The following is an 11,611-nucleotide window of genomic DNA, read 5'->3' on the forward strand; positions in this document are numbered from 1 at the left end:
AAGGAACACCACATGATGCGCGCGGTGAGCGCGGCCGACATCGCACCGACTGCCTACGCCTGGGAGATCCAGGCCACCGGGCTGAAGGTCGCGGTCGGCAGGAAGCGGATGGCCGTCGACGGGCTCGACCTGTCGCTGGGGACCGGCGTACACGGCCTCCTCGGACCCAACGGGGCGGGCAAGACCACGCTCATCCGGGCGCTGGCCACGGTCCTGCGCCCCACCGGGGGCACCCTGGAAATGCTCGGCGAGTCCGTGGGCGGTATCGGCGAGCACCGTGCACTGCGCCGCCGGATCGGCTACCTGCCGCAGGAGTTCGGCTACTACAAGCGTTTCACCGTGCGCGAGTTCGTCGAGTACATGGCATGGCTGAAGGAGGTACCGAAGGCGGACATCCCCGCAGCGGTGCAGCGTGCCGTGGAACGCGTCGGCATGGCGGACCGCGCCGACGACCGGATGAAGGCACTGTCGGGCGGCATGGTGCGACGGGTCGGCATCGCCCAGGCCATCGTCAACGACCCCACGATCCTGCTTCTGGACGAACCGACGGTCGGCCTGGACCCGGCGCAGCGGTTGCGCTTTCGCGAGCTGCTGCAGGAGTTGGGCAAGGACAGCTGCGTGGTGGTCTCCACCCACTTGGTGGAGGACGTCGCCGCCGCCTGCACGGACGTGGTGCTGTTCGCCGAGGGGCGGCTGGTCTTCCAGGGTCCCCCGGACGAACTGGCCTCGGTCGGCGGCCCCGAGCACGTGGGCGACAGTCCGCTGGAGCGCGGGTACTCGGCGATGCTGCTCAACCCCGCGCAGGGAAGGAACGGCTGGTGAACACCCGTGTCCTGCGTATCGAGTTGAGGCGCTCGGTCGCCCCCTGGTCCGGTGCGTTTCTCCTGGCCGCCGCGCTGGCGTTCCTCTACCTGCTTCCCGGACTGTGGTGGAACGGCAGCGTGCGGTGGACGGCTCAGTGGACGTCCATGGCCATGTGGACCCGTTCTCTGCTCGTCCTGCTGTGGCCGCTCGTGGTCGGGCTGGGCGCACTCCAGGGGCTGCGTGACCACCGCTCCGGAATGACCGAACTGCTGGCGAGTACGGCGCGGCCCGCCCGGCACCGCGCCGCCACGCTGGCAGGCGCGACCGCGCTCACCACCGCCTCGGCCTTCGCGTTGCTCGTCATCCTGGGCGCGGTTCAGGTACTGGCCGAAGCCGAGTACGCGCACCTCGGATGGCTGCCGATCTCGCTGGTGGGGGTGCTCTCCCTCGTCGCGGGGGCCCTGCTGGGCATGGGAGTCGGCCGCGCCCTGCCCTCCGCCCTCACCCCGCCGGTGATGGCTGTGGGTGCATTCGTCCTCACCAACGTCCTGCGCGCGGCGAATGAACCGGCGGTCCCTGAGGCCGCGGTGTCGAACCGCCTCTCACTGCTGTCACCTTCCGTGGCGCAGGTACGCGACGTGCTCCTCACGCTGGCCCCTTCCGTGCACGTCGGACAGACGGTGTGGCTGCTCGGCGTGTCCGCCACAGGCTTTGCGCTGCTGGTCGCCGCGTCCCCTCGCACCCGGCTGCTCGCCCTGTCCCCCGTCCTGGCGGGTGCGGCGATCGCTCTGCTCGTCCTCCCCTCCGATCCTCGCCGGACGTACGTCGTCGACGAAGCGGCGGCGGCGATGGTGTGCGAAGGCCCGGTGTGCGTGACGAGGACGCATCAGGCACGACTCGCCGACCTCGCGGGGCCCGGAGGGAAGGCGATGCGTCAGCTGCGCGACGCCCTGGGGACCCGGGCGCCGGTCTCCATCCGTGAGAGCACCGCCCTCAGAGCGCTCGGAGACAGGACCGAACGGGCCGGCAAGTCCGTGCTGGTCGACTTCGACGACGGGATGATCGCCACGGCGAAGGGCGAGGACCTGACCCGGGCCCTGATCGCCCAGGGCATGGCGCCGAACTGCTACCCGCGCAGCGACAGGGAGGGCGGCCCGGCACTGGAGCTGGCCACGCAGAGCATCGCGGCGGGCTGGGTCCTCGGGGACCTCCAGCCCTTGGGTGGCACCGCCCACTCGGCTCGCGACCAGCTCGCCCTGGCCGAGCCGGTGTGGAAGAAGCTCACGGCGCTGCCACGGGCCGAGCAGCTCGCGCGGATCAACGCGATGCACGCCGCTGCGCTCTCCTGCAAGGGCGATGCGTTCTCCGAACTGTCCGGGGGTGCGACCCAGTGAGGTGGCTGACGCTGTACGCACGCTCGCGGCAGGTGCCCGCGTCGCTCTCCGCGGTGGTGCTCAGTGCGCTGGCGGTGGTGGCCCTCGCTCCGGACGGTCACGGGGGCCCGGGTCACCCACAGCTGTCGGTGCTGGCCCTCACCGCGGGCGCGACGGCCGCCTCGACGGGACTCGGCGGACAGGACCTTGCGCTCGACCGGACGGCAGCCATCCGATGGGTGCCTCGCAGGGCGGCGCACGTACTGCTGATCGGCATGGTCGTCTGCGGCGTGCTGTTGGCGGTGCAGAGCATGGGCGACGATGTGGCCGCGACCGCGTTCGTCGTCCGCGACAGCGCGGGCCTGATGGGCCTTGTCGCCCTCGGAGCGGCAGTATGCGGGCCGCAGTTGGCGTGGACGCTGCCGATCGGCTGGCTGTCGCTGTCGCTCTTCGCGCCCTCCCCCACGAGTCTGCCGTTGGAGGTGGCGAGTTGGATGGTGTTGCCGCCGGGCACGACGGCGGGCACCTGGACGGCTGTGGTTCTCGCGGTCGGCGGCACCACGGTCTACGCGATCGTGGGACCGAGACGTTGACTGCCGCTCCTCGCCGGGTCTGCGCTGCGATCCACACCCGTTGCTCACTCTCGCGTGGGCGACGCCGGCCGGGTCGCAGTCGGGACGTGCTCAGTGGCCACCCGTGTGAGGGCTTGCACGGCGCGGAAGGGGCTGTCGCCAGTCCCCGAGAGTCGTGAGGAGAAACTCGCGGGCGAGGGGGCGTATGTCGTCCCACGCCGGATCAGTGCGCAGAGCGTTGCTCCAGAGGCCGAGGCGGCAAGCGGCATCGATCTCGCCGAGGCGATGTCCGATGGCTTGAAGGGGGCGCAGATTCTCGGCTTCGAGGGCTCCGCGCTCCGCGAGGCCATCGGAGATTCGGCAGAGGAGCTCCACCTCTTCGACGACGGACTCGGTCTCCAGCTCACGCTCGCCAAGCCAGGCGATCTGGGCCTGGATGTCGGCTGCGAGGAGGGCCATGAAGCGCAGGGTCCAAGAGCGCAGGTGCGCGTCGCCGAGAGCATTCATCCATGCAGGATCGCACCTGGTCCGAGCGGAGTCCGAGGGGGTTCACCCCCTGAGCAAGCGTCCCGTTGCGCTCAGCGCTTCGCCGAGAAGCCGCACTGCCTTCGGGCCGACTCCGTGCATCGCGAGCAATTCGGGCTCGGTTCGCTGTGCGACCTGGTCGAGCGTGGCGATGCCGGCGCCGAGGAGTGCCCTCGTGGCCGGCCCTCCGATGCTCCTGGGCAGGTCCCCGACGGCACCGGGCGTCGCGGCGTCCGCGGCGGCCGGCTGCGCCGCGAGCCGCTTCGGCGCGCGCGACAGCCAGGCACGACGCACCCAGTGATGGAGCTGCCGGCCGTTCATGCCCTCGAGTGGCACACGTACGCCGACGGAGAGGGCGCCGCGGGTCAGCCGCACAGCGGCCGGGTGCGCGGCGAGGAATTCGTCCGCCTCCGCTGAGGGGAGGTACAGCTGCACGTGTTCGTCCTGGTCCACCGAGGCGAAGGGTTTGTCGCGCACGGTGAAGGAGGCAGACCCCGAGCGCGTGGACTGCTCGGCAGCCTCGGGGAGGGACACCGCGGTCTTGCGAAGCCGGGCACGAGTGGTCACGACTCCACCTTGGCATGACGCGGGTCTGGTGGCCGGGGTCACGTCGCGTCCCGCGATGGGAGACGGCTCGACGCTCTCCGCCCGTTCGGACCGCGCTGTCCGGTCGCAGGGAGCCCGCCGATGTGTCTTCGGCGGGCTCCCTGCGACCATGGCGTGCGCGCACCTGGTCAGGTGCGGTGGCTGACGTAGTACCCCGCGAGCTGCTCGCGGTAGCGAGGGTCCGTGAGGTGTCTGTCCCTGTCGAACTCGGGGGCGTGCTTGATCTGGTCCCTGGTTCGGTCGATATGAACCGTCTCGGTGTCCGGGTCTATGCGCGAGATGGTGCCGGCCGGAAGCAGGACGTCCTTGCCGAAGATCCAGATGCCGGTGTCGACGACGAGGCAGGCGGAACCGACATCGTCGGAATGCTTGTCGACCTTGCCGATGCTGCCGTCGGTCGCTTCGACCTGGTAGCCGACCAGGCTGACACCTTCAGCATGACCGGCGGTTGTCGAATAGCCCCACATGTTGCTCATGGACATACGACTCCTTGATCGGGCCTGAACTCGGTGACAGCGCCCGGGATGGGCTGCCGTCCCGTGGTTCGCATGCCCGCATTCGCACGGCGGAACCAGGGTGACGCGGGTGGTCGCTGTCAGTCCAGGCGTGCGGCCAGCAGTGCGATGTCGTCGTCCTTGTCCTGGCCGAAGCTCTCCAGGAGTGCGTCACACAGGGCGTCCAGTTCGGCAGGTCCCGTGCCGGCCGCGATGCGGAACGACTCGAGGCTGTCGTCGAGGTCTTCGCTGCGTACCTCGACCAGACCGTCGGTGATGAGCAGGATGCGGGTGCCCTCTGGGGTGCTCACGGTGGTTGCCGGCGGGTGAGGCAGTCCCAGGCCCAGGAGCGGGCCGTGCTGCTGGACGTACCAGGTGTGTCCGTCGTCGCCGAGCAACAGGGGAGGCATGTGGCCCGCGTTGGCGACATGGGCGTGGCGGCGGTCGTTGTCGATGAGGACGAGACAGACCGTGACGGTCAGACCGGGACGGGTGTGCGCGAGAAGCGCTTCGAGCCGATCGAGGATGCGGTGCGGGGGGTGGGCTTCGAGTGCGTACGCGCGCAGGGCGTGTCGTATTTCTCCCATGACGGTCGCGGCGACCAGTGAGTGTCCGGCAACGTCGCCGATGGCGAGGAGCAGGCCTTGCGGGGTGCTCAGCGCCTCGTAGAAGTCACCGCCGATCTCCGCGTGGGCGGAGGCGGGAAGATAGCGGACGGCGAGTTCGGTTCCGTCGACCTGCGGCAACCGGTCGGGCAGGAACGTCTTCTGCAGGGCCAGGTTGAGACTGTGTTCTTCGTTGTAACTGCGCAGCGCTTCGAGGGAGAGGGCGCAGGCGCTCGTCAGCTGGCGGAGCAGTTCGCGGTCGCCGTCGCGGCTTGCGGTGTGCTCGGGTACGGCGACGACGACCGGGGGCCGGCCTCGTTTGGTGCGGGCGACTGCCAGGACGATGTCGCCCTTGATGTGGTCGTGCGGCAGCAATGCCTGCCACTGCGCCCGGGGTACCCGGGTGACCTCGACTCCCGTCCCGGTGCCCAGTGCGTGCGAGGCCAGCGTGTCCAGCAGTTCGGCGCGTACGGGCAGCGAGCGAGGGACACTGCTGGGGCCGGCCGTCACGGTGTGGACCGCTTGGCCTTCGGGGCTGAGGAACAGCGCGGTGGCGGGGGCCGCCATGAGGTCGGCCGCTCCAGTGGCAGCCGCCGCGGCGAACGAGTGGAAGCCGATGGCCCGGTAGACGTCCAGTGTTGCCCGGTTGAGCCTGGCCAGCTGATGCGCGAGGCGTTCGGCACGGCGGCGGGCCCGTGTGTAGCGCAGGGCCGCCGTGACGGTGGCCAGCAGTTCGTCGGGGTCGACAGGCTGGTCGAGGTAGGCGTCCGCGCCCCGCTGCAAGCCCTCGGTGTGGTGGTCCGCGGTGATGGCCGAGGCCGAGATGTGAATGACGGGCATCCCCGCGGTCCTCGGGTTGCTCTTGATCCGTTCGCAGACCTCGAAGCCGCTCATGTCCGGCAGGAGCACGTCGATGATGGCCGCTTCGGGCAGGAGGCCCCCGGCGGTTGCCAGCAGTGCCAGGCCCTCGGTTCCGTCGCTCGCCTCCAGGACGGTGTGGCCGGCGCGGGTGAGCCAGGAGGAGAGGATGTAGCGGTTGGTCGCGTCGTCGTCGATGACCAGGATCAGGGCGGGGACGCTGTCACGCAGCAGTGCCTCGGTCACGAGTCGGCCTCCTGTTTCTCGCCGGCCGTGGTAGAGGGTGGGGATGTCGGTCCGTGCGGCAGCGTCACCCGTATCCGGGTACCGGTGCCCGGGAGGCTGGTGAGGGTGAGGGAGCCGCCCAGGAGTTCGGTGAGCATGCGGGCGTAGGGCAGGCCGAGACCCGTTCCCCGGTGTTCTCGCTGGTGGGGTCCGGGGACTTGGTAGAACTCCTCGAATACGCGGCCGAGTTCGTGTTCGGGTATTCCTACGCCGGTGTCACTGACGGTGAACGTGGTCCGGGCGTCTTCACCGCTGCCGTCCTGGGTGATGGTCAGGCGCACTTCACCCTTGTCCGTGAACTTCATGGCGTTGGACAGAAGGTTGCGCAGGATCCGGGTGAGGAGGACCTCGTCGGTGATCACACGGGGCAGCGTGAGGGGGTCGGGCGTCACCAGGGCCACGTCCGGTGACATGTAGGTGCTGCGCAGCACGCCGGCGAGCTGGCCGACGAGCACCCGGAGATCGACTTCTGCACAACTGACGCCGAGCTGCCCCGACTCGGCCTGCGCGACGTCGAGGAGGTCGTTGACCAGGGCCAGCAGTGTGTGGCCGGAGGAAGCGATGAGAGCGATCTGCCGACGCTGTTCGTCGTCGAGTGGCGCGGACCCGGGGGCGGTCAGCAGCCGGGAGAGCGCGACGACGGCGTTGACGGGAGAGCGCAGTTCGTGGCTGATGGTGTTCCACAGACGGATCTTGGCCTCGCTGCTTTCGCGCAGCTGGCGGGACTTCTCGTCGAGTTCCGTGTGCAGGGCGACGACACCGCTGTTGGTCTGCTCGAGTTCCCTCGACAGCTCGGTGTAGAGCGCGAGGACGCCCTGGTTCGTCTCTTCCAGTTCCTCGTTGAGGCGGCGCAGCTCCTCGCGCTGGGCCCGGGTCTCTTCGAGCGTGGCGATCAGGTCGCGGGTCTGGGAGCGGAGGTCGTCGGTGAGGGTCGCGGATGTGTGCCGGCGCAGCGCGTCACGCACCATCCGGTACGCACCGGGGACGGCAGCGTCGTACGTGGGCACGGGCTGCTCGACGGTGATCCTGTGTCGCAGGCCGTCGGGCACGTAGCGGACGCGGTGCACAAGCCGGGAAGCGAGAGCCAGGGACTCGGCGCTGGGCGCGGTGGCACCGATCCACTCGAAAGTGACGACGAGCGCCTGGTGCGGCTCGGCGCGCAGCGCGAACGTCGCGGTGAGCCCGTCGCATCCGATACGGTCTCGGCCCAGTTCGCTGAGAGCCGTCGCCAGGCGCACCTGGTCCTGGCGCTCCAGGTTCAGTGCCTCCGCGGCACTCTGGGCGCTACGGCGCAGGGCGAAGACATCGTGCTCAGTGGCAAGATCCAGCACAGTCAGGGACTGGTCGGCGGGTCCCGGCGACATCACCAGGCACCCTTGACGACCACGATCCCGGCGTCGTCGCGCCGTACGGCCGCTTCGCGCAGCAACTGCCCCGCGATGACCGCGGGTGCGTGCTGGAGCAGGCCCGGCATGTCCTGCGGTTTCCAGCGTTCGCTGAGCCCGTCGGAATGCATGACCAGCGCGCTGTCCTCCGAGAGCGGGTATTCGAAGGTGCGCAGACTGCGCATCTGGTGGCCCACGATGCCCGGCGCGGACAGGAGGCCCGTGCGGAAGCCGGGTCCGACGAGGAAACCGCTCACGTTGCCGATGCCGCAGTACAGCAGCCGGCGCACCGCCGGTTCCACGCGGGCGATGGCCACAGCGCCGCCGCGGGTTCCGCGGAGCGCCTTGTGCACGTCGCCGAGCAGCTCTTCGGGTCTGGTGGCCCGGGACTGCCTGAATGCCTTGACGGCGGCTTCGCCGGCCAGAGCGGCGAGGGGCCCGTGGCCCAGTCCGTCGCACATCATGACGAGCAGCGCCGGGCTCGTCGACGCAGAGGTGATCCGGCCCCTGGCCGAACCATGACGTCCGTCGCCCGCCTCGGAGTGGTGGGTGCCCGGGTCGACACGGACCGTCCATGCGTCGCCACAGACCGTCTCGCCGCTGATCGGCCGCGTGATCCCCGAGGCCACGGTGGTTCCGTGGGCCGGGGGCGGCACGGGCGCCGGGGTGGCGCCTCTCCCGCGGGCCCAGAACTGCGCCGAGACGACCGTGCCTTTGCCGGGCAGGGAGTGGATGTCGAAGCGGTCGGCCAGCCGGGCAACGGCACCCAGCCCGATGCCGAGGGTTCCGGCGGTGGAGGCGCCGTCCATGAGCGCCGCGGCCACATCGGCCATGCCCGGCCCGTTGTCCACGGTCAGGAATTCCACACCGGCCTCGGATCCGGCGCGCAGGACGCGCAGGAGCAGGGCTCCGTCCGGGGTGTGCTGGTGCAGGTTCGTCGCTGCCTCGGTCACCGCGAGGGCGACTTCCGAGGCCCGCTGCGGGTCGAGTCCCACCCTGCGGGCCAGCGTTGCCGCCGCTCCCCGGGCCGCCGAGGGCAGGGTGGGGTCATGGCGGAACCACGCGATGTCCTCGCAGTCGACGACCGCGAGGTCGTTCATCGCGCCCACTTGATGATCGTGACGGTGGTACCGCGTCCGACCTCGGTGTCGAGGTAGAACTCGTCGACGAGCCGACGGGCACCGCTCAGGCCGAGGCCGAGGCCCCCGCCAGAGGTCCATCCGTCGGTGAGCGCGAGGTCGACATCCGCGATGCCGGGACCGGAGTCCTGGAAGACGGCCGCGACCCCCATGCGATCGTCCCGTCGAACCAACCCTGCCTGCAGCTCGCCGCCTCCCCCGTACACCATGGTGTTGCGTGCAAGTTCACTCGCGGCGGTGATGAGTTTCGTCTGATCGACGAGAGACAACTTGGACTGCTGGGCAAGAATGCGGACCAGTTGACGGGCCCGGACCACATCGCTGTTCCCGGATATCGGGTGACTCTGCTGCCCGCCGTTCGCTGCCCATGGCGGGGGGTTGGTCATCGCAGATCCGTGCGGCGGACGGACCGCTGCAACAGGGCAAGGCCCTTCTCGAGATCGAGCGCGGTGCGCACTCCACCCAGGGACAGGCCCAGCTCGACGAGAGTGATGGCCACGGCGGGGCGCATGCCCACGACAACGGTTTCCGCGTCGAGGAGGCGTGAGATCGAGGCGATCGTCGCCAGCATCCGGCCGACGAACGAGTCGACGATCTCGACGGCCGTGATGTCGATGACGACGCCGCGTGCGGACCGCGCGACGATCTGCTCGGCCAGGTCCTCCTGCAGATTCATGACCGTCTCGTCCTCCAGGTCCACCTGGATGGATACGAGAAGGATGTCGCCGATCCGGAGGATCGGTACCCGTTCAGTCATCGCTGGACGCCCTGGTGAGCAACCAGGTCGACCCCGGACTTCCGCAGCGCGAGCTGGAGAGCGTCCGCGAGCGTGGCCTTGGTGACGATGTCACCGAACTCGATGCCCAGCGCGACGATGGTCTGGGCGATCTGCGGCCGCACACCGGAGACGGTGCACTCGGCGCCCATGAGCCGGGCCGCCACGATCGTCTTGAGGAGATGCTGGGCGACCTGGGTGTCGACGGCCGGGACCCCGGTGATGTCGATGATCGCCTGCTCCGAGCCCGTGTCGACCAGCGCCTGCAGCAGCTTCTCCATCACCACCTGGGTACGGGCGGAGTCCAGTGTCCCGACGAGCGGGACGGCGATGACGCCGTCCCACAGTTTGACGACCGGCGTCGACAACTCCATCAGCTGATCCGCCTGAGCGCTGATGATGTCCTCGCGCGTGCGGGTGTAGGTCTCGATGGTGAACAGAGCAAGATCGTCCAGCAGTCGGCCGAGCTGGAGGTACGCCTGGATCCGCTCGGCGCCGCCTTCCGTCAGTCCGGGCTCCAGCACCCTCTTCAGCGCCAGCACGCTGATCGCCGTCTCGCTCGGCGTGGAACCCTGCCGCGCACGGTTGCGGGACAACTCGGTCAGCAGTGCGCGCACTTCCGACATACCATCGGCGGACGCGTTGTCGGCGCCCGACCGGATGGCCTCCAGCAGCGCCGAGTAGAGCTCGCTCAGCTCGCGCGCGATCTCGGCCCGGCTGATGCGACCGGCCAGTGAGGCGGCGACGAGGCCGATCCACTGCTCCGCGAGCGCCTCGCCATCAGCCTCCAGCAGGCCGACCAGTTCGTTTCTGCTCTCCTGCTGCACCATTCCGGCAACTCCTTGCATACTAAAAAATTGCTATCCAGCAAATCTTCTCGAAGAGTACGGCATGTACAGACCTGTCCGGACCCGAAGTCCAAGCCGTGACCGGACTTTGACCATGCCGGACTGTGACCATGCCGGGTCGGCCCCCAGCGCGACGGTCAGGGGTTGTGACCCGCCGACTGTGGGCGGTGAAGCCGGGGTCACCGGGCAGGCGTGTGCGGTGGAGAGCGGCCGGCCCGATCCGGAGTACTCCAGCCCCGCACGCTCCCCCGGCGGCGTGACAGGACCGCACCCCCGCGGAACAATCGGTCACGCTCGTGCTTCTATGAGCAGCATGACTACCGAAGACTTCACCGGACAGGCAGCCGACGGCCCCCTCGGCGCCCAATACGCGACCGGTGGCGCCTGGGTGGTCTGCGCGCGCGGCGAAGTCGATCTCAACAACCTGCCGCCACTGACCGACGCCCTTACGCGCGCAGCCGAGGCACATGCCGTGATCGTGCTGGACGCCTCGGACATCACCTTCGCCGACTCGACGTTTCTCAACGTCCTGCTGGGTGTCCGTCGCTCCGCCGATCTGCGGATCGCCGCACCCGGGCCACAGATCCGGCGACTGCTGGAACTGACCGGTGCCGACCAGGTTCTGAGCGTGTACACCGATGTAGAGGCCGCGCAACCGGCGTGAACGGGTGCCGCATCACACGCTCGGATCGCCGGTACCTCAACGGCGCGAGAGTATGACGAGGCGAGTTGCCGCCTGCACACGCAGGCGCTAAGACAGGTGACGCGGGCGGATTGCGCGTCTCCGGGCGGTGTGTTGAGAGGATCTCTGAGTCGGCGTGGTGGAGCAGACTGAGCACGACGACCTCGCAGGCTCGGCTTCGGGAGCGGCCCGCAGCGGCGCCGCGTACGCCGGTGACGCCGGATCGATCGCAGCGGCACGGCAGTTCGCCACCGAGTTCGTGACGCGGGTACGGAGCGGCCACGGCATCACCGTGCCGCGGGACGTGCTCGGGGCGGTCCAGCTGGTGGTGAGCGAGCTGATCACCAATGCCTGCAAATACGCGCCGGGACCCTGCGTCCTGAACCTGCTGCTGACCGGGCAGACGCTGGAGATCACGGTGACGGACTCGAGCCCTGAACTTCCCTCCGCGTGGACGGCCGACCCGGACCGGGTGGGCCGGCACGGACTGGAGATCGTGAAGGCGCTGTGCGGCGGCTTCGACGTCCACAGGGCGCCGACGGGCAAAACCATCAGAGTTCTTCTGTCGCTCGAGTCATAGGCCTGAACACGGCGCAGCGGGCGACCAGCGCGACTCCTGGCCCGCGGACGGCGTCAACCGACCGGGATGTCCATGGGGAG

At 69.5% G+C, this 11,611-nt stretch carries 14 protein-coding genes; 5 read left to right on the plus strand and 9 right to left on the minus strand.

Annotated elements, in window-relative coordinates; genetic code table 11:
• The first annotated feature begins 12 nt into the window (after window positions 1-12).
• From ACFWU3_RS06600 to ACFWU3_RS06610, 3 genes are read left to right on the plus strand one after another with little or no spacing between them, the layout of a single operon-like run.
• A complete protein-coding gene (locus tag ACFWU3_RS06600) occupies window positions 13-822 on the plus strand; it encodes an ABC transporter ATP-binding protein (RefSeq protein ID WP_384432416.1) in 810 nt (269 codons plus the stop codon).
• A complete protein-coding gene (locus ACFWU3_RS06605; RefSeq protein ID WP_384432115.1) occupies window positions 819-2,198 on the plus strand; it encodes a hypothetical protein in 1,380 nt (459 codons plus the stop codon). The genes ACFWU3_RS06600 and ACFWU3_RS06605 overlap by 4 nt, the downstream gene beginning before the upstream one ends.
• Window positions 2,195-2,770 (plus strand): hypothetical protein, encoded by a 576-nt coding sequence (locus ACFWU3_RS06610; RefSeq protein WP_384432118.1) that lies wholly within the window; start codon window positions 2,195-2,197, stop codon window positions 2,768-2,770. Before ACFWU3_RS06605 ends, ACFWU3_RS06610 begins: the two co-directional genes overlap by 4 nt.
• Before the next feature lie 90 nt (window positions 2,771-2,860).
• Here ACFWU3_RS06610 and ACFWU3_RS06615 read toward each other — a convergent pair whose 3' ends face one another.
• The 9 genes from ACFWU3_RS06615 to ACFWU3_RS06655 all read right to left on the minus strand — a co-directional run bounded on the left by ACFWU3_RS06615 (window position 2,861) and on the right by ACFWU3_RS06655 (window position 10,251).
• Window positions 2,861-3,256, minus strand: a complete 396-nt coding sequence (locus ACFWU3_RS06615; protein WP_384432121.1) for a hypothetical protein — start codon at window positions 3,254-3,256, stop codon at window positions 2,861-2,863.
• A gap of 42 nt (window positions 3,257-3,298) precedes the next feature.
• Window positions 3,299-3,841 (minus strand): hypothetical protein, encoded by a 543-nt coding sequence (locus tag ACFWU3_RS06620; RefSeq protein ID WP_384432124.1) that lies wholly within the window; start codon window positions 3,839-3,841, stop codon window positions 3,299-3,301.
• A gap of 167 nt (window positions 3,842-4,008) precedes the next feature.
• Window positions 4,009-4,356: a PRC-barrel domain-containing protein gene (locus tag ACFWU3_RS06625; protein ID WP_384432127.1), complete on the minus strand. Its 348-nt coding sequence runs from the start codon at window positions 4,354-4,356 to the stop codon at window positions 4,009-4,011.
• Window positions 4,357-4,475: 119 nt separating this feature from the next.
• Complete coding sequence (locus ACFWU3_RS06630) at window positions 4,476-6,083, minus strand: SpoIIE family protein phosphatase (protein ID WP_384432130.1); 1,608 nt, start codon at window positions 6,081-6,083, stop codon at window positions 4,476-4,478.
• Window positions 6,080-7,486, minus strand: coding sequence for a sensor histidine kinase (locus tag ACFWU3_RS06635; protein ID WP_384432133.1), 1,407 nt, complete (start codon window positions 7,484-7,486; stop codon window positions 6,080-6,082). The genes ACFWU3_RS06630 and ACFWU3_RS06635 overlap by 4 nt, the downstream gene beginning before the upstream one ends.
• Complete coding sequence (locus tag ACFWU3_RS06640) at window positions 7,486-8,616, minus strand: ATP-binding SpoIIE family protein phosphatase (protein ID WP_384432136.1); 1,131 nt, start codon at window positions 8,614-8,616, stop codon at window positions 7,486-7,488. Before ACFWU3_RS06640 ends, ACFWU3_RS06635 begins: the two co-directional genes overlap by 1 nt.
• Window positions 8,604-9,032: an anti-sigma regulatory factor gene (locus ACFWU3_RS06645; protein ID WP_384432138.1), complete on the minus strand. Its 429-nt coding sequence runs from the start codon at window positions 9,030-9,032 to the stop codon at window positions 8,604-8,606. Before ACFWU3_RS06645 ends, ACFWU3_RS06640 begins: the two co-directional genes overlap by 13 nt.
• Window positions 9,029-9,403, minus strand: a complete 375-nt coding sequence (locus ACFWU3_RS06650; RefSeq protein ID WP_384432141.1) for an STAS domain-containing protein — start codon at window positions 9,401-9,403, stop codon at window positions 9,029-9,031. The genes ACFWU3_RS06645 and ACFWU3_RS06650 overlap by 4 nt, the downstream gene beginning before the upstream one ends.
• On the minus strand, window positions 9,400-10,251 hold the full coding sequence (locus ACFWU3_RS06655) for an STAS domain-containing protein (RefSeq protein WP_384432144.1): 852 nt from the start codon (window positions 10,249-10,251) through the stop codon (window positions 9,400-9,402). The genes ACFWU3_RS06650 and ACFWU3_RS06655 overlap by 4 nt, the downstream gene beginning before the upstream one ends.
• Window positions 10,252-10,582: 331 nt before the next feature.
• Here ACFWU3_RS06655 and ACFWU3_RS06660 point away from each other — a divergent pair, with 331 nt between their 5' ends.
• Together ACFWU3_RS06660 and ACFWU3_RS06665 are read left to right on the plus strand one after the other, a co-directional pair.
• On the plus strand, window positions 10,583-10,933 hold the full coding sequence (locus ACFWU3_RS06660; protein ID WP_384432147.1) for an STAS domain-containing protein: 351 nt from the start codon (window positions 10,583-10,585) through the stop codon (window positions 10,931-10,933).
• A gap of 154 nt (window positions 10,934-11,087) precedes the next feature.
• On the plus strand, window positions 11,088-11,531 hold the full coding sequence (locus ACFWU3_RS06665) for an ATP-binding protein (protein ID WP_384432150.1): 444 nt from the start codon (window positions 11,088-11,090) through the stop codon (window positions 11,529-11,531).
• The last annotated feature ends 80 nt before the right edge of the window (window positions 11,532-11,611 follow it).

The organism is Streptomyces sp. NPDC058685, from assembly GCF_042714725.1.
Classification (GTDB): domain Bacteria; phylum Actinomycetota; class Actinomycetes; order Streptomycetales; family Streptomycetaceae; genus Streptomyces.

Coding starts and splice junctions, on each gene's coding strand:
- ACFWU3_RS06650 (WP_384432141.1), bottom strand. CDS start 9,403: ATGACTGAACGGGTACCGATCCTCCGGATCGGCGACATCCTTCTCGTA.
- ACFWU3_RS06600 (WP_384432416.1), top strand. CDS start 13: ATGATGCGCGCGGTGAGCGCGGCCGACATCGCACCGACTGCCTACGCC.
- ACFWU3_RS06655 (WP_384432144.1), bottom strand. CDS start 10,251: ATGGTGCAGCAGGAGAGCAGAAACGAACTGGTCGGCCTGCTGGAGGCT.
- ACFWU3_RS06635 (WP_384432133.1), bottom strand. CDS start 7,486: ATGTCGCCGGGACCCGCCGACCAGTCCCTGACTGTGCTGGATCTTGCC.
- ACFWU3_RS06615 (WP_384432121.1), bottom strand. CDS start 3,256: ATGAATGCTCTCGGCGACGCGCACCTGCGCTCTTGGACCCTGCGCTTC.
- ACFWU3_RS06645 (WP_384432138.1), bottom strand. CDS start 9,032: ATGACCAACCCCCCGCCATGGGCAGCGAACGGCGGGCAGCAGAGTCAC.
- ACFWU3_RS06660 (WP_384432147.1), top strand. CDS start 10,583: ATGACTACCGAAGACTTCACCGGACAGGCAGCCGACGGCCCCCTCGGC.
- ACFWU3_RS06625 (WP_384432127.1), bottom strand. CDS start 4,356: ATGAGCAACATGTGGGGCTATTCGACAACCGCCGGTCATGCTGAAGGT.